This is a genomic window from Lacunimicrobium album (genome assembly GCF_052161635.1).
In the GTDB taxonomy this organism is placed as follows: domain Bacteria; phylum Planctomycetota; class Planctomycetia; order Planctomycetales; family Planctomycetaceae; genus SXPC01.
Map to the genome: position 1 here is coordinate 4,167,104 of NZ_CP197413.1, position 16,292 is coordinate 4,183,395.

A 16,292-nucleotide genomic window follows, 5' to 3' on the forward strand; every position below is an offset into this window, starting at 1 on the left:
AAGTTTAGTGAAAATGGACTGAGGTTCGGATGGATGACTCCTCGACGCCTTTGAATGATACGGAACTGTTTATCAGCCTGCTGTCGCGGTCGGAGCATGCGCTGGCGGTGTATGTTCTGGCGCTGGTGGGGCATCCTCAGGATGCGGACGACATTTTGCAGCAGGGAAAGCTCGTGATGTGGCGGAGTTTTACTTCGTTCCAGCGCGGGACAAATTTTCATGCCTGGGCGAGGAAGGTGCTGTTTCATCAGATTCTCACCTATCGAAAGCGGAAGAAGCGGGATCGCCTGGTTCTTTCGGACGAACTCCTGGCGATCGCCAATGAGGCAATCGAGCAGCATCCTTTCATTGAGTCTGCACCGACGTCGTTGCTGGCGGGCTGCCTGGAGCGACTGAGCCCGGAAAACAAGCAGATTCTCCAGAAGCGTTACTACGAAGAAATGACTGTGGAAGCGATTTCAGATCAGTCGGGGCGAACGATCGAAGCGGTTTATCGACTGCTGAGTCGTCTGCGAAGTCGGCTGGCGGAATGCCTTCAGCTCGCGATCAAGCGACAGGAACATCCCGAGGTGTCATTATGAGTCGATCGTCTGACAGTCAGGAGTCCGGGTTGAATTCACATGAGAACGAAGAGTTCTTTGCGCAAGTCGATCGACTGCTGGATGGCCCGGTGGATGAAGTGCTCGAAGCGGAGGTGATGGCTCAGGTTACGCAAGACGAAGCCAAAAAGAGGCTGTTTGCTGAGCGGTTGTACTTGAGCGGGATGATTGGTCATATGCTGCAGGGAGTGTCGCTGGCGGACGGCAGTGATCTGCAACAGGCGCTGGCGATGCCGGTGAGGAAGTCGGGGACTGCGAGCGGGGCGGTGCCGCCTTGGTTGTTTTCCGTGGTATCGCTGATTGCTATTTTAGCGATGTTTGCTGTGACGTATCAGACGAGTGCCCGCTGGATGAGAACTGCGGAGACCGTTGCCACTCAAGAGAAAAATAATGCGCTGTCAGCACCTGCGCCGGTCGTTGCGATACTGACACATGTCGGACGATGTCAGTGGGGCAGCAATGCACAGCCGACGTCTCTGGGAACGTCGCTTCATGCGGGGACCGTCGAGCTGGTTGCAGGAGTCGCGGAGTTGTCTTTCGTCAGCGGCGCAAAGATGAAACTGGAAGGCCCAGCGGTTCTTGAATTGGTGTCGCCATTGCGGTGTCGACTCGATTCGGGTGCGGTCACAATGTCCGTGCCCGCCTCGGCTCAGGGATTTACGATTGAGTCGCCGACGGGTGATGTCATTGATTATGGGACCGAGTTCGGAATGCGGGTCGAACAGGGGCGGGCTCATGTGCAGGTCTTCAAAGGGGAAGTTGAAGTGGCTTCAAAAAACCTGAAAGAATCCGAGCGATTGTTTCAGGGACATGCCGCGACGATGACCACAACGCGGATTGACGTCGAGAAGCAGTCGAACAAAGAGTATCCTTCTCTCGAAGAGATGCGAGCCGCGCAGATGGCGATGAAGTCTCGCCACCGGATTCCCAGTAGCGAGGGGAACGGAGCGGCGGAGTATGTGTATTCGCCGGGGAGCTACAACAACATGTCCGAGACGCTGCTGCTGGTGAAGCATCAGGCGGAACAGTCTTGGCGCCGGATTGCTTATCTGAGGTTTGATGTCTCGAAGCTGCCTGAGACACTGAAAGATTTCAACGCCGTGTCATTGACGTTGTCGTTTGTGCCATCCGGGATTGGGTATGCCTCGACGATGCCGGATTGTGATTTCACGGTGTATGGGCTGCTCAATGAAGATGCGGATAGCTGGTCGGCTTCGGGACTGACCTGGGAAAATGCACCGGGGATCAACGGCGAAGAAGATTTGAACAGAAGCTTGGTCGTCCCGCTCGCGCGATTCCGAATCGATCGCGATGAGACGACAGGAGTCCGTGTGTTAGCAACCCCGGAGCTGACGGAGTTTTTGAAGCAGGATACGAACGGGCTGGTGACGCTGGTGATTGCCCGGGACACCCTGGGTGTCGGGTCGTCGAGCCTGGTGCATGCGTTTGCAGGGAATCGCCACCCGACGGTCGCACCGCCATCGCTGGAGTTCCGGAAACGCGGGGAGTAGGAAGCGTGTGCTGCGGCTGTGTCAGCCGTGAGGTCGGTATTATGGAACGCATCTGTAAGACTAAGAGCGGAATGTTGTTTTTGTCGTACCCATAGTGGCGATGTAAATTGATAGCACAGGGGACAGGGGGTTGACACCCCCCGCTCGCCTTTTTGGGAACTAGCTGAGTCGCTTCAGCATCGTGATGCGGCCGGGTTCGACCCATTCGCTGACGATGATGTTGCCGTTGAGATCGAAGGTGGCGTCGTGTGGGTGGACGAACTTGCCGTCGAGCCACTGGCTGGGATCTCTGCGGATGGCCCGCTTGCCGTCAGCGTTGATGCGCTCGTGGTCGTCGCCCAGATAGGCGAGGACCTTATTGTCCTTATCGAGCAGAGTAACCCGGCCTTGTAGCTCAGGGACGAGCATCGTGTCTTTGTAGAAATCGATGTGGCAGGGTTGCTCGAAGCCTTCCAGACGCGACAGGTATTCCCCCTCGGCGGTCAGGCATTGGATCGAGTTGCGGCTGCGGTCGGTGATGTAAAGAATCGTGTCTTTGCCATCGCGTCGTTCTTGCGCGAGACCGTGACAGGTCGCGAACTTGCCAGGACCTTGTCCGGCGCCGCCGAAGCTGAGCTTCCACTCGCCATCTTTGGTATAGCGATGGACGGCGTTCGAGCCATACCCATCAGCAACGAGGAAGTCGCCATCATTGAGGAAAGCGATGTTGGTAGGCTTAAAGCGGTTCGGGCCGCCGACACCCTGCATAGGAATTTCACCCGAGCGAATGCGTTGAGGAAGCGTGTCTTCCCCTTCCGGATAAATCCCGGCCTTCATCGGAGCAAACTGTTCCCAGATCATCTCCCCTTTGAGGTTCGTTTTGACGATCGATTGAACGGGGTTCGGGTTCGAGAAGTACAGGAACTCTTCGCCGTTTTCTTCGCGGAGTTCCATGCCGTGGGCACCGCCCTGGAAGTACTGGCCGAAGGAGCGGATGTACTTGCCGTTTTCGTCGAAGACGAAGACGTTCGGGTGTGTCTTCTTGTTGTAGTCGCCGGTGTGGTTGAGGTAGACGTGTCCATTTTTATCTACAACGACCGCCTGCGTTGTCTGCCAGGTGAACTCGCTGGGGAGCTGAGCCCAGCCATGGATGACTTCGTACTGATAGTCTCCTTGACCAGTGATCAGGGCCTTTGATTCCGACTTGTCGGCGGCTTTGACAAAGGGAGCGCCAGCGATGAGGCCAGCGGTGGCGGCACAGGTCGTTTTCAATACGTCACGTCGAGAGAGAGGGAGAGTCATGAAGTCCTCATCGGGCTTGATGCTGTTGACAGGCTCGGGTAAGGGTAGGATACCGGATTGAGGGGGGCAATGACAGGGAAGAGTTTGAAGGGGCGAGAAGTTATGCGTGTGTCGTACTCTGAGTGGCGATTTGGATTGTGAGCACAGGGGACAGGGGGTTTACACCCCCCGCTCGCCTTGGAGGAGGGGCATAAGTTGGGGGAGGAAGTTGGCGAAGGCTCGGGCGCGGTGGGAGAGGTGTTGTTTGACGATGGCGGGGAGTTCGCCGAAGGTCTGGTGGTACTCGGGGATCAGGAAATACGGATCGTAGCCGAAGCCGCCGGTGCCGTGGGGTTCGGTTGTGATGATGCCTTTGCAGGTGCGTTCGGAGGTGAGGCGGATATTGCCCTGGGGGTCGGACAGGGCGATGTGGCACAGGTAGGCAGCGGTCCGTTTGTGACGCGGGACGTCTTGCAGGGATTCGATGAGCTTGGCGTTGTTGGACTCGTCGGTCGCGTTGTCTCCACTGAAGCGGGCCGAATAAATGCCCGGGGCACCGTTGAGGGCGTCGACGATAAGTCCGCTGTCTTCGCCGATGGTCCACAAGCCGAGTTGCTTGGCGGTTTGAGAAGCTTTCTTGGCGGCGTTCTCGCCGAAGGTGGCGCCGTCCTCGATAACTTCCGGGACGCCGTCGAACTCAGCGACATTCTTGACAAGGACGTCTTGAGAGGAGATGCCGAAGGCGTCGAGGAGGGCCTGGACTTCCTTGCTTTTCTTGGCATTGCGGGACGCGATCACGAGGGTGGTTTGTGTCATGAGAGTGTCGGTGCTTCCTGAATGCGGGTGCGGGCTCAGCGAGCGGAGCCAGGCGTGCGTGTGAAAATTACAACGGCCAGGATCGCGGTTGATCGCTGGAATGTCGGGGTTTATGTCGAATCGTCGTGTGCATGGGCTGCGGAGGCTGTCGGCAGTTGGAGGGCGGGTCTTGACAGAAAAACGTGATTCTGGAGTAATACGCGCCCGCTGGCAAGCGCCCGACCCGGCCTGCCTGTCAGCGATCACCTCCTCTCTCACTTCAAGACTCCCGCCTGTTCGACTCACTCCTTTCTCTCCTTCACCCACCTCTACGATCTTCGACATTGATCACAGCCGTGCACCGCCCGGTTGAGGTTCGATGCTGGACCCTGGTGATCCACCAGGGACGGTTCCGTTATGGCCAAATCACCCCCCAAAGACGATGCACAGAAGAAGCCAGCCGGCGCTGCCAAAGCGCTCTGGTCGAAGCTGCTCATCCTTGGCGTGTTGCTGATGCTGTCGGTGGTGGGGATTCCGTGGGTCGTGGTGACGTCGTTTCAGGAACCGCCGCCGACTCAGGAAGAGCTGTTCGACCAGTCGATGGAAGCTCTCGAGCAGAACAACCACGCTGAGGCCCTCAAGCTTGTCAGGCCGCTGCAAAAACTGAATTACCTCGATACTGACTTCTCAGGGGGCGTTGATTACATCGTCGGAATGATCGCATTTCACGATGCCCTGCTGATGGAAGGTGCCAGTCAGCAGAAGATGTATCAGATGACGGTCAACTATCTGCAAGAATCGGAGCGGAAGGGGATCATCAAGAAATATTACCCGCAGCTGGCTTATGCGCTCGGGAAGAGTCTTTATCAGCTGAACAAGACTATCAAAGCCTTCGAAGTGCTCTCGGAAGCCTACGAGATCAATGAGGAAACACGCCCTTCCATTGCGGTCATGCTCGGCATGCTGCATTTGAATCCCAATACGCGGCCACAAAGCAAGCTGTCCTTTGAAGAGCGGACTGCGTGGAAGCTCAAGCGAGCCGGTGAATACGCCGAGGAAGCACTCGCAAGTGGTCACTTAACCACGGCGGAGCGTGTCGAGGCTTATGAGATCAAGGCGCTGGTCGCGATTCAGAATCGTGATCTGGTCGCTGCTGATGAGGCGCTCAAGGATTATGGCGAGATTCTCGAACAACTGGAACACTCGGATGATCATGAGCACGTTGACCTGCGACTGAAGAAAGAAATCGAACGCGTTCTCAGGGGTCGACGCCTGCTTGCTGGCGGGGATCCGACGGCCGCTGCACTGAAATTCGAAGAGGTCATGTCCGACTATCCTGGTCTGGAGAACTCGTTCACGCGACAAGCCTGTTTACTTGCAGGTCGCTGCTATCAGCAGTTGAAAGATGATGACTCGGCGATCAAATACTACGAGCACCTGCTGTCGCATATCGAAAGTGACGAGGCTCTGGTCGCCACTTTGGAACTCGCGGATATTCTGCGTGTGGTCAAGCTGCAGCATGAGAAAGCACTTGATCTGTATCGTCAGATGCTCAAGAGGATTACTGACCCTGATACGTTCAATAACCAGTGGATTGCGATCGAAGAGCTTCAGCAGAGAATTCGCTCTGTCTGGGATCAATGGTCCATCTCAGGCGAAGAAGAGTCGGATGGATTTCGATGGGCGATCATTCTGTCGGAATCGATGACCCCTTTATTCAAGACCTCCTACTCTTACGAACTGACAGCGATGGCAAACGTCCGCTGGGCCGATCAACTGGAGACTCAGTATGCCAAAAGCCCGATCTCGCATCGAGTTTATCTGACACCCAAGATTCGCGAACGCTATCTGGCGGCCGGGATCGCTTTCTCAAAGCTGGCCCAGACACGCAAGTCAGAGCCTGATTACCCCAATGCCGTCTGGCAGGCTTCTCAGGCATTCCTGAAGGGCAATGATTTCCGTAGCGGGCTGGTGATGATTGACGAGTTTATCAACTCGCGTCCTGATCAATTGCTCGCGACCGCGCTTGTCAGGAAGGCGGAGATGATGATCAACCTTGATCCTTATCTGGAAGAATCTCAGCTGACCGCTGCCGAGGACATCCTCGAGAACGTCGTCACCCAGCACAAGCAGGATCCGATCAACTTTCGGGCTCAATTCCTGCTCGGGCAGGTGGCGCTGGAACAAAACCGAATCGACGATGCGATCGCTGCGTGGCGGAAGCTGCTGCAGTCGTCCAACCTGACGCCTGCTGCCCAGGAATGGGAGATGGCGCTGCTCAGCCTGGGGCGGACGCAGTATCATACCGCGGAATCCATGCTCGTCTCGGAACGAATGACGTCGTCGAAGAAGAGCAAAGTCAAGCAGCCACAGCAGGAAATTCCGAGTGGTTATGTGAAGCTGAAAGAATCGATCACGCGTCTGGACGAATTCCTGATGCGCTATCCCGATCACGAGCCCGCCAATGAGGTTCGCTGGATGCTCGCCAAAGGGCTGACGCGTTACACCGACTTCACACGCTGGCAGCTCGAAAACGCCGAGACCGTCAACGCCAAAGCCGAGCTGATTCGTGAACTGCGAGCCATGCTCGAAGACAGCATCACCCAATACAACTCACTGAAACTGACACTGACGCCCATGCGGACGATGGATCTGCTGGATGCCAGCCTGATGAAGATCCTGCGTGATTCCTACTTCGAGCCGGGCCATGCCGAATTCGTCCTCGGCGAGTTCGATGAATCGGGAGTGACCTACCGCAAAGCGATCGCGACCTACGGCCAGGCGATCAACCAGTTCCCCTCTGATCCGCAAGTCGTCCTGGCCTATTACCAGATTGCTCACTGTTATGACCGACTTGGTCGCCCGGATGAATCGGTTCGTCAGCTGCAGAGAGCGAAGGTGATTTTACAGACGTTTTCCGAGACTCAGTTCACGAAGGATTCCACCAATTACACGCTGGCAGAATGGCTGGCGATTCTGGATCAGGCGATTGAAGTTCATCGACTGACTCAGAATGTCGCTGGAGGAAACAACGTGAACTGATGGCCTGTGACTCATAGGACTAAAGTCGTCATTGAAACTTCGCAGACGTCCCTCATCCGACCTCGAAGACTCGGCCACCTTCTCCCCGAGGGAGAAGGATCAAAGGCAGGTCCCCGAGGGAGAAGAGACAGACAGATCGAACCACTTCCCTACTTCACTTCATTTTTCACCCCGGGCGATTTCGTCCGTAGCCTGTCTTCGCCGCGTTTGTGGCAGATCCTACCCCACCCCCCATGTTAACCGTCACTAACCAACCGGGAGACGATGGTCCGTCGATCCTCGTTCCCTACAAAAGAAATTTCAAAAATGGTTCAACTGGATTATGAAGCATTGTTTCAGCAGCGTCGCGCGTATCTGCAGTCACTGGCGAGTCTTGCCTGTGATCAGCAGGATGCCCTCGAAGCCGAGGACTACACTCAGCTGCTGGAACTGCTCACCTATAAGCAAACAATCCTGGGGCGTTTTGAGGAGTTTTCTCAAGAGCACCCCGAACTGGTCTCTCGTTGGCATGATGATCGGAACCGCCTGAAACGCGATGTCCGTGAACGCTGCGAGGTTCTTCTGGAAGACATGGAACTGGCGCTGCGTGAATTGATCGAGTCGGAAGAATCGACGTCGCATCAGCTCAACAACCGCAAGTTCGGACTTCAGAATCAAATGGAACAAATCACGGTGGGCTCACGGGCTCACTCCGCCTATCACGATGAACCAGTTTCGCGTTCGCGACTGGATCTGAATCGATAAGGAAGCAATCGCGATGATCAACGATCTGTTGTCGACATCCACTAGTCCGCTGCTCGAAAAAGCCGCGATCTTCGCCGAACGACGCCAGGAGGTGCTCGCCGGCAATATCGCCAATATCGACACGCCGGATTATCTGATGCGGGATCTTCCTGTGTCGGATTTCAAAGCCGCGATGTCCTCAGCCATCGAACGTCTCACGCGTGGTTCTGTCAGCGGGCCGACAGCAACCAGTTCCTATGCCAACGATCCTTCGCCGAATGCCTCGATCCCGGGCTATCCCAATGCCCATTATTACGCGAACTCTTCGGATCCGCTGGGACTTCTGTCTCCATCGACTCCAGGTTCGCCGACACATCCATCGATTCCCGAAGCAGGTGTCGACCTGGCGAGCTACTTCCCCAAGGAGTTGTTCGAAGCCGACATTGCCAAGTCCGAAGACGTCCTGTTTAAGGATGGCAATAATCGCAGTATTGAGCATCAGATGATGGAAATGGGCAAGAACTCAACTGTTCAGCGATTTGCTGTCGAGTTGCTCAATGCTCAGTTTCGCAGTCTCGATGCCGTGATCAGTGAGCGTGCGTAAGCGTGATTTGAACTGAAACTTTAGAGGGTCATCAAACGTTCCCTCATCCGACCTCGAAGACTCGGCCACCTTCTCCCCGAGGGAGAAGGAACATTCAAGAGAGAAGACCATGTTGAAATCGATTGATATCTCGACGAGCGGGTTGATTGCTCAGCGTCAGCGGATGAATTCGATCGCTGAAAATCTCGCGAACATGAATACCACGCGTGATGCAGAGGGAAAACTCTCGCCGTTTCAACGTCGACTGGTCACCTTTCAGCAACAGCAAACAAACGCCGACCAGGACGGACGAGGTGTCGGCGTCAAGGTACAAGTCGACATCGACCAGACGACGCCAGCTCGCAAGGTGTTCCAACCCGGCCACCCCGATGCAGATAAAAGTGGGTACGTCTCCATGCCCAACATCAACATGGTGACCGAGATGGTCAATGCCCTGGAAGCCAGCCGGGCCTATGAAGCCAACATCGCCGCGATCAATACCTCCAAGCAGATGGGCGAAACGACACTTGAGATTCTGAGATAAAACCGGGCCTTGTCCCGCCGTTCGATGACAAACACCCAACGACATTCACAACAGAGAGAATAGACCATGAACCCGATCCAGCCGATCAAGATTGGCAGTTTGCCGCAGGCCATGCCTGGCATCAGCAGCCCCATGACCGCCACTAGTCCTGTCTCATTTCAAGACATGCTGACGGGCGCTATTACCGAAGCCAACTCCGGCCAGCAGGCCGCCCAACTGGCGATCCAGGATGGACTCGCCGGCAACGACATCACCAATGCCGAGGTCTTCACCGCAGTGAAGAAAGCAGACATGTCCTTGAGGACGATGGTACAAATTCGCAACAAACTGGTCGATGCGTTCAACGAGGTTCAGAATTTGAGAATGTAAGCCCGTAGGGTCCGCTGTGCGGACCGTAAATTCGCGATATCGTTCGATAATTCGATCATCCAACTTCCGTACGACTGCCTGAGTGCCAAGTCGATGAACGGCCTCACAGCGGACCCTACACAACTTCGTGCACCTCAAAAGTGAAGCAGCATTATACTAAGCCGCGTTCAGGCTTTGAGCGTAGGTACGTTCGAGCTCTGCGTGAATCAGGCAGCCCCTGCAGATCGTGAATGGCGTATGCTTCACGACACGAGCACTCGAGAGGACGACCGGGCCAAAGGATTCCCGGAAGCGTTTCATCAGCATGGGTGCAGCACCATCGAGCATCGTCAGGCCGCCACCAATAATGAGAGGCAGCGGATGCCCGATGCTGAAGAGGGATTCACTCTGATGGCCGAGTTGGGTGCCCATCTCGTCTTCGACCTGAGTGAGAAGGTGATTGAAGGCTTCGGCGAGTTGCTTGTCTTCGTCAGACTTGGGGCGATGCAGGTTGGGTTGTTCGGAACTCATCCAGTTGCGGACCGACAGGACATCCAGAAATCGCTCGCCGGTCGGCGTGAAGGTAAAGCGTGACTGCTTCTGGGCGAGTTGTTCTTCGATCCACAGTCCGCCCATCGGCAGGTAAGCATAGGCGAGTTCGACGCCGTAACGGATGACACTGAGTTCGCAGCAGCTGGCTCCAAGCGTTAAGGCCACACCCGTAAAAGAAGAATCGCCGAGCTCAGCCAGGCCAAGAGCCAACGAGGCATGCAGCGGCATGATCGTATAATTCTTCAGCCCGATGGCACGTGAGAGGTAATCCATTTCAGGATTGCTCGCGAGGTCAAGGTGACCGCCAGGGAGCGCGAGAACACAGAGTCCTGCATCCCCTGTGATCGTCGGCAGCAACGCATCAAGAGCATTGCCGATGAGCTGACGGGCGATCGGGTCGTTGGCAGGAATCTTGCCAGCATCGAGAAACGGAGTCAGCGGAGCCTGGACGAACTGCGACATCTCGATGGCATCATCGCCGACAATCAGTTCAAAGCCTTCTGCAGAATTCGTCGACACGCCGGTCTTCCGGGCGAGCTTCGCTGCAGGAGAATGCGAAGGCACGGAGATGTATTGAGACGTGAGACGTCGAGCGGTCAGCTGGGCGCCAGTGCGACGCAGCGTGCGAAACGACATGCTCCCTAGGTCGAGTGCAATGTTCATTGTTGTTTCTCCCGCTGGATGTAGGCTCGGGTACGTTCAAGAAGTTCCTGGGCCGAGACTTCGAAGTGATGAGACTTCTCTTTGGCTTTATCAGCCATCGGCGACTCAGGGCCATCGACACGGAACATCAGGGGCTCCGATGAGGCATCTGAAGATGCGATTGGCTCAGCCAAATGTTCCTGAGGAACGATCGGGATCTGGGCTTCTTCGCTGATCGTCACCTTGTCAGCAGGCGTTTTAGGACGCTGCTTGAAGTGAGGTGCAGACATCGAAGATTGATTGAATCCGGCCTGAGCCTGAGTCGTACTCGGTTTGATTTTGAAGTGCGGGCCAGACAGCTTCACATCGCCGGTTTGCGGATCGACATGAGAGTCGTCATAGCGGAACAGCTTGCTGACGTTCGGCTCGCCGTAGAGAGTCTGCCCCATGGTGAGAGCGGCCGATTCTTCAACAATCGGCAGCTGGTTCTCGATGAGAGCCTGAAGCTGATCGTACGTCGTCAAAGCCATCTTCTGGATGGGTTGATAAGAGCTCGTCACGATGTTCGTGGCAGGTGCAGACTGGAGCTGCAGCGATGGCTTGGTCGCAGCTTTGGCTTCAACGAGCCTTCTCAACGAGAACCGGCTTCCAAACTTCATCCACAAAAAAGCCATCGCGACACAGATGACCGCAAGCCCAACAATGCCCATCGCTGTCCACCGGTACTGCTGGGCGGCATAAGCTTCTTTGTGCATATCGAAAGGATCGTCCGTCGGGAGCGGAACAAGCTGCGTGACGGTCGCATCGGCACTATCAAGACGATCCTGGACGACTGGCGGCTTGACCGCTGCAGCAGCCGATTCGTTCTCGGGAAGATTCTGAAGAAACTGACGTCTCGGGAAATCAGAACGGACGTCGTCATAAGGATCAAACTGCGCGATGCGGTTGTCGGCCGAAGCGGTCTGCACGGGCAACTGGCCAGTCATCTCCATGGACGAAACAGGATCAGGCACCGGCAGGTTCCAACTCGATGGATCTGCAGAACGCTCTTGTTGTTCGATCTGTGCCGTCAGGTCAATCGGGGTATTAGCGGGCAGCTGAGCAGACCGCATGGGCACAGCATTCATTTGTCCGGCATTGATGTGCCCGCTATTCATTTCCGCAGAGGCCGTTTGCATCGATGCCATCTGCATCGCCTGCATCTGCTCAGGGGACAATTGCTGACCGTGATGAGACGCCAGCTGAGCCATGATCGCCTGCATCTGAGGCGTCATTTGTCCTGGCTGCTGAATGTTCTCACTGCGATCACGGACGTATGCCTGAGGGCCTTTTGGCTTCGAGGCGATGGCAGGTGTCATCGTCATGCCCGAGTAGGGCTGCTGCATCTGCGGAGTGGCTTGCGAAGGCGTCAGCGGAGGAATGTTCATCTCGAGCAGGTCGCCCTGGCGGACATAAGGCTGCGGGCCTGATGCCATCGGCGGGGCGAGCATGGCTAATGGATCGGGAAGAGCCGAATCTGTAGACTCAGCTGCGTGGGCAACTTGTCGATTCGCTTCCGGTGCAGCAGGTGTGATCTCGGGAAGCGCGGGCGGGATGAAGGCTTCGCCCGCGGGTTGCGTATGCGAGGCGAGCTTGACTTCGAACGGCTGCGGAAACTCCGGAAGAGCATCCCGATTGACCGAGCGTGCATCGAACACGAGGACAGCACCATCCGTCAGACGGTATTCCGGAGTGATCGGCTCGTTGCGAGGACGTGCGACAGCTTCGATCAACTGAGTCGATTTGACGATATCGGGCGACTGTTTGAGCAGGTCAAGAAAGACAGTCTTCAAACTCGCATCACCCGGCTTGAGGGTGACGAGCATCGGGTAATCGAGCAGGTTGACCAGACCGATCTGGACGTTGTTCGAAGCAGGAGCCTCGTGAGAAGCCTGTCGGAGTTTCGACAAGTCAATGATCTTCTGTGTCGTGGGCGATTTCGATTCGACAATGAGCAGGTCAGATGGCTTGAGAACGAAGTTTTCCTGCGACGGAAGGAACAGCTTCATGTTGACATAGCTGCCACGGACGATGCGGATGGAACCAGTGGCTGACTCGGTTGTCTGGCCTGCCTGTTCGAGCAGCTGTTTGATAGTCACCTGATCGCCGGGGAAGTGATAAACGCCCGGAGTTTTGACCGCTCCCATGACGCCGAGGATCATCTTCGGGTTGGACAGATTCGACATATCGATGGTGGAACTGCGCTGATTCGGGCGAGGAGCCAGCGTCGACTGAGCCGTTACGGTGAACCCGCAGACGAGGTGCCACGACAGGAGCAGTGACAATGCTCCCATCAGACACGTCAGGAGTGTCAGTCGGGTCTTCATGGGATCGACTTCCTTTTCATTCCAACGTCTGCCGGAGCGATTCGAGATCCATCTCAAATCGTAAGATCATCCCGGCAGGGATGTTGTGACGAAGCCGATCGCAGGAATCCCTGCAAAAAACGAGCATTGCGGAAAGTCTGTAACGGTCCCGCGATACGCATCTGGCCACGCACAAACGGTATAATCGGCAAATCCCGACCCGCGCTATGAGCAAAATCAAACAGCGCATCAAAAAAACCGATGAACACCGTTCATCGGTTTTGAATTGATGTCGTTTCGCGATCAAGCTTTATGGCAAACGTAATAATTATTCATGATATCGTGCTCCAACCGATATATCTCGATTTTGGCAAACCCGGCCGCCTTGAGCATTGTCTGCGCAAGTTCCTCCCCCCAGCAGGCACCGAGCCCGACACCCCCTTGTGCAAGTGACACGGACATACAGTGCGTACACGAGATCGTGTAAAGGAATGTCCCCAGGGGATGATCCATGTTTTTTTCGAGATATGACGAGGTATAAATATCCTGCATAAGGAAACATCCACCGTCTTTCAGTGCTCGATGAAGATTTGCCAGAACGATGTCAGGGTACGCCTGATCGTGGATGGCGTCGAAGGCGAAGATCAGATCGAATCGCTGGATGTCATCGATATTCGTTGCATCTTTGATGATGAACTGAACGTTCTTCAGACCCTGACGCTGAGCGTTGGAATTGCCCATGCCGACTGCTTCCTCGGAGAGGTCGTATCCCGTGAAGCGACTCTCAGGAAACAGCCTGGCGAGCTTCGTGATGGAACGACCTGCTCCGCAACCAATATCGAGAACTTCGATGCCGGATTTCAGACGGTTGATCAGACCTGGTTCGAGAGGAAGAATGGCGCTCTCCAGCATTGCTCCGACGGTCTGATCACTTTCCTCTGCCATGACGTCGTGAAAGCGGTGATAAGCGCAATAGGGCACGCCTTTGCCAGTTTTGAAGGCTTCGAGGACCTGTCCTTCAACTGCCCCCAGGACAGACACCCATTGACCCATTGAAGCGAAATTCTGCGGCACAGCCGCACGGGTCAAACACGCGGCTGCTGACAAGGGCAGGTGGTAAGTCTGCTGGTCAGGGTCGTAGGAAACGAACCGCGATGTCACCATCGCGCCGAGCCATTCGCGGACATAACGCTCATGAAGACCTGCACTCGACGCGATTTGCGCTGCGCTTGCTGGCCCCATCGTGGACATCACATCGAACAGTCCCGTGCGGTGACCCAGCGAGACCATGATGAGTCGCGCGGAGGCGTTCATGTCCCCGACGAAGCGCTCCATCAATTCTTCGGTGGTGAGCGTTGCTGTGATGGCGGACTGGCTGTGTGTTGAAACTGTCGTCATTGCTGTCATTACTCCTGTGTCGAGGGAATATCAAACCCGCAAGGGACTAGAGCGACTGATCAGCGGTTATGTTACAGGGAATTTTCTTAAATTCGTCAGCGAATTGAAAACTCCTGCCATCTTCATGATTCATCGTGTGAAGCACGATTCGTCTTCGGAATCACGACGAAAAGGGGCAAATAGCGAAAGCAGAAATCTCATGTCTACTGAGGCTCTTCCGCCTGCTTCCGGAGTTCCGCACGTCGATCCAGATAGCTCTGCAGCATCAACAGCGCGGCCAGCTTATCGAGTTTGCCTTTGTGCTTGTGAGGCTTGAAACCCGCTTCCACCAGGGCATCAGCCGCCAGCGATGACGTATAGCGTTCGTCGTGGAGAGCCACCGGCAGCCCGGTGAACTGATTCAGCCAGCGGGCGAACGTCTCTGCTTCTGCCGACTTCTGGCTTTCGCTTCCATTCACGTGAATCGGCGAGCCGACGACGATCCCCTTAATGCGGAATTCCTCAATGACCTTGCGAAACCGCTTTTCATCCTGGACAAGGTTTTGTCGCTGGTAAGTTTCCAGAGCAGACGCGATCGATTGAGAAGGCGTCGAGATGGCAAGGCCTATGCGCACCGTCCCATAGTCGACTCCAAGCAGAGAGCCTTCAATCGGAAGCGGAACATTAATCTGGCCGGGTGGAGACATACGGTCATATTACCAAAGAGAACACTACGTTTCACAGAGGTTCACGGAGAAGAGAACTGATCTCGTGAAAAAAGACGTCGCGCATTGTCTCACAACGATTGCATATCTTGTATTTCCCTGTGTGCCTCTGTGTGACTCCGTGACCTCTGTGGTGAAAAAACTCTTAAAGATACTCCGTCAGCCCGCGCTCTTTAAGCGTCTCAACCAACTGCTTGACCGCCTGATCATCCGAAGCGTCAGCGACGAGTGTCGCATCAGGAGTATGGACGATGATCAGGCCTTCGACGCCATAGGTCGAAATCAGGTGGTCACCGGAGCTGCGGATGATGCAGCCTTTGGTCTTAAGCCCCAGGTGTTTGCCGAGGATCGTATTCTCGTCAGCGTCCTGGGGATTAAGTCGAGTCAGAGACTGCCACGAGCCCGCGTCATCCCATTCAAACGGTGCTTTGATCATCACACAGTTGTCAGCTCGCTCAAGAACAGCATAGTCGATCGAGATCGACTTGAGTGTCGGGAAGACTTCCGCAAGGGCAGCATCATAGGTCGGCTTACCAATGTGCTCCTTCAGTTTGAGCAGACCCTCCGTAATCGTCGGCTCATGCTGGGCGAGCGTGTCCCACAGAGTCTGGGCTTTCCACATGAAGATCCCCGAGTTCCAGAAATAACGCCCCGACGCGAGATAGGCCTTAGCCGTTTCGAGGTCGGGCTTCTCCTTGAATGACTCGACGGCATGCACACCTTCTGCAACCGCCTCCTTAGCCGCTTCGATATAACCAAAGCCCGTCGCAGGGTATTGAGGCGGGATGCCAAACAGAACGAAACGCGAGGAATCTTCCTTGATCAGAGACAGCCCTGTTTGAACGGCTGACTGAAACTCGCTGATTGGGCTGATCACCTGATCGGCTGGCGTCACCAGCATCACGGCTTCAGGATCTTTGACCAGCAGATGAAGCACAGCCAGACCCACACAGGGAGCGGTATTACGCGCACACGGTTCAACGAGAATGTGGTCAGCAGGAAGACTCGGAATCTGACGCGCGATTTCTTCGCTTTGCAGCTTGTTGGTCACGACCCACATCCGGGATGCAGAGACCAGTCCATCGCAACGAGCCTGAGTCTGCTGAATCATGGTGCCATCACCCGCCAGCTGAAGAAGTTGCTTGGGCATCTTGGTGCGGCTGGCAGGCCAGAAGCGGGTGCCGGAACCGCCGGCCATAATCATAACGTGAAGCATGAAATTCTCACTCCGGAGGTTGAACGAAGG

General features: G+C 55.5%; 14 protein-coding genes. 7 read left to right on the forward strand and 7 right to left on the reverse strand.

Annotated features, from left to right (window positions below):
* Positions 1 to 29: 29 nt before the first annotated feature.
* Together SH248x_RS16750 and SH248x_RS16755 are read left to right on the forward strand one after the other, a co-directional pair.
* A complete protein-coding gene (locus SH248x_RS16750) occupies positions 30 to 581 on the forward strand; it encodes a sigma-70 family RNA polymerase sigma factor (protein WP_459555449.1) in 552 nt (183 codons plus the stop codon).
* Positions 578 to 2,110, forward strand: a complete 1,533-nt coding sequence (locus tag SH248x_RS16755; protein WP_459555450.1) for a CBM96 family carbohydrate-binding protein — start codon at positions 578 to 580, stop codon at positions 2,108 to 2,110. The genes SH248x_RS16750 and SH248x_RS16755 overlap by 4 nt, the downstream gene beginning before the upstream one ends.
* A 159-nt stretch (positions 2,111 to 2,269) precedes the next feature.
* Here SH248x_RS16755 and SH248x_RS16760 read toward each other — a convergent pair whose 3' ends face one another.
* Together SH248x_RS16760 and rdgB are read right to left on the reverse strand one after the other, a co-directional pair.
* Positions 2,270 to 3,391 (reverse strand): twin-arginine translocation signal domain-containing protein, encoded by a 1,122-nt coding sequence (locus SH248x_RS16760; RefSeq protein ID WP_459555451.1) that lies wholly within the window; start codon positions 3,389 to 3,391, stop codon positions 2,270 to 2,272.
* Positions 3,392 to 3,550: 159 nt separating this feature from the next.
* Complete coding sequence (gene rdgB, locus SH248x_RS16765) at positions 3,551 to 4,186, reverse strand: non-canonical purine NTP pyrophosphatase (protein ID WP_459555452.1); 636 nt, start codon at positions 4,184 to 4,186, stop codon at positions 3,551 to 3,553.
* 396 nt (positions 4,187 to 4,582) lie between these two features.
* Between rdgB and SH248x_RS16770 the strand changes: the two genes are divergently transcribed.
* The 5 genes from SH248x_RS16770 (at position 4,583) to fliE (ending at position 9,426) form a co-directional block, all read left to right on the forward strand.
* Positions 4,583 to 7,207 carry a tetratricopeptide repeat protein gene (locus tag SH248x_RS16770; RefSeq protein WP_459555453.1) on the forward strand — a complete coding sequence of 875 codons (2,625 nt, stop codon included), beginning with the start codon at positions 4,583 to 4,585 and terminating at the stop codon, positions 7,205 to 7,207.
* A 306-nt stretch (positions 7,208 to 7,513) separates the two neighbouring features.
* Positions 7,514 to 7,951: a hypothetical protein gene (locus SH248x_RS16775; RefSeq protein ID WP_459555454.1), complete on the forward strand. Its 438-nt coding sequence runs from the start codon at positions 7,514 to 7,516 to the stop codon at positions 7,949 to 7,951.
* A 13-nt stretch (positions 7,952 to 7,964) separates the two neighbouring features.
* Positions 7,965 to 8,534, forward strand: coding sequence for a flagellar basal body rod protein FlgB (locus SH248x_RS16780; protein ID WP_459555455.1), 570 nt, complete (start codon positions 7,965 to 7,967; stop codon positions 8,532 to 8,534).
* Between the two features lie 109 nt (positions 8,535 to 8,643).
* A complete protein-coding gene (gene flgC, locus SH248x_RS16785; RefSeq protein WP_459555456.1) occupies positions 8,644 to 9,057 on the forward strand; it encodes a flagellar basal body rod protein FlgC in 414 nt (137 codons plus the stop codon).
* A 66-nt stretch (positions 9,058 to 9,123) separates the two neighbouring features.
* The gene (gene fliE / locus SH248x_RS16790; protein WP_459555457.1) at positions 9,124 to 9,426 is read left to right on the forward strand and encodes a flagellar hook-basal body complex protein FliE; all 303 of its coding nucleotides are present in this window, start codon (positions 9,124 to 9,126) and stop codon (positions 9,424 to 9,426) included.
* Positions 9,427 to 9,582: 156 nt separating this feature from the next.
* Here fliE and SH248x_RS16795 read toward each other — a convergent pair whose 3' ends face one another.
* The 5 genes from SH248x_RS16795 to SH248x_RS16815 form a co-directional block, all read right to left on the reverse strand.
* Positions 9,583 to 10,620, reverse strand: coding sequence for a disk-shape morphogenesis protein volactin (locus SH248x_RS16795; protein ID WP_459555458.1), 1,038 nt, complete (start codon positions 10,618 to 10,620; stop codon positions 9,583 to 9,585).
* A complete protein-coding gene (locus SH248x_RS16800) occupies positions 10,617 to 12,965 on the reverse strand; it encodes a polysaccharide biosynthesis/export family protein (RefSeq protein WP_459555459.1) in 2,349 nt (782 codons plus the stop codon). Before SH248x_RS16800 ends, SH248x_RS16795 begins: the two co-directional genes overlap by 4 nt.
* A 282-nt stretch (positions 12,966 to 13,247) precedes the next feature.
* On the reverse strand, positions 13,248 to 14,342 hold the full coding sequence (locus SH248x_RS16805; RefSeq protein WP_459555460.1) for a class I SAM-dependent methyltransferase: 1,095 nt from the start codon (positions 14,340 to 14,342) through the stop codon (positions 13,248 to 13,250).
* A 203-nt stretch (positions 14,343 to 14,545) separates the two neighbouring features.
* Positions 14,546 to 15,028, reverse strand: a complete 483-nt coding sequence (gene ruvX / locus SH248x_RS16810; RefSeq protein WP_459555461.1) for a RuvX/YqgF family protein — start codon at positions 15,026 to 15,028, stop codon at positions 14,546 to 14,548.
* A gap of 163 nt (positions 15,029 to 15,191) precedes the next feature.
* On the reverse strand, positions 15,192 to 16,262 hold the full coding sequence (locus SH248x_RS16815; protein WP_459555462.1) for a mannose-1-phosphate guanylyltransferase: 1,071 nt from the start codon (positions 16,260 to 16,262) through the stop codon (positions 15,192 to 15,194).
* Positions 16,263 to 16,292 lie beyond the last annotated feature (30 nt).

Excerpts from the sequence above, each read along its gene's own strand:
- SH248x_RS16770 (WP_459555453.1), top strand. The coding sequence starts at position 4,583 with ATGGCCAAATCACCCCCCAAAGACGATGCACAGAAGAAGCCAGCCGGC.
- SH248x_RS16795 (WP_459555458.1), bottom strand. The coding sequence starts at position 10,620 with ATGAACATTGCACTCGACCTAGGGAGCATGTCGTTTCGCACGCTGCGT.
- SH248x_RS16815 (WP_459555462.1), bottom strand. The coding sequence starts at position 16,262 with ATGCTTCACGTTATGATTATGGCCGGCGGTTCCGGCACCCGCTTCTGG.
- SH248x_RS16800 (WP_459555459.1), bottom strand. The coding sequence starts at position 12,965 with ATGAAGACCCGACTGACACTCCTGACGTGTCTGATGGGAGCATTGTCA.
- SH248x_RS16755 (WP_459555450.1), top strand. The coding sequence starts at position 578 with ATGAGTCGATCGTCTGACAGTCAGGAGTCCGGGTTGAATTCACATGAG.
- rdgB (WP_459555452.1), bottom strand. The coding sequence starts at position 4,186 with ATGACACAAACCACCCTCGTGATCGCGTCCCGCAATGCCAAGAAAAGC.
- SH248x_RS16780 (WP_459555455.1), top strand. The coding sequence starts at position 7,965 with ATGATCAACGATCTGTTGTCGACATCCACTAGTCCGCTGCTCGAAAAA.
- SH248x_RS16775 (WP_459555454.1), top strand. The coding sequence starts at position 7,514 with ATGGTTCAACTGGATTATGAAGCATTGTTTCAGCAGCGTCGCGCGTAT.
- ruvX (WP_459555461.1), bottom strand. The coding sequence starts at position 15,028 with ATGTCTCCACCCGGCCAGATTAATGTTCCGCTTCCGATTGAAGGCTCT.
- SH248x_RS16760 (WP_459555451.1), bottom strand. The coding sequence starts at position 3,391 with ATGACTCTCCCTCTCTCTCGACGTGACGTATTGAAAACGACCTGTGCC.
- fliE (WP_459555457.1), top strand. The coding sequence starts at position 9,124 with ATGAACCCGATCCAGCCGATCAAGATTGGCAGTTTGCCGCAGGCCATG.
- flgC (WP_459555456.1), top strand. The coding sequence starts at position 8,644 with ATGTTGAAATCGATTGATATCTCGACGAGCGGGTTGATTGCTCAGCGT.
- SH248x_RS16750 (WP_459555449.1), top strand. The coding sequence starts at position 30 with ATGGATGACTCCTCGACGCCTTTGAATGATACGGAACTGTTTATCAGC.
- SH248x_RS16805 (WP_459555460.1), bottom strand. The coding sequence starts at position 14,342 with ATGACGACAGTTTCAACACACAGCCAGTCCGCCATCACAGCAACGCTC.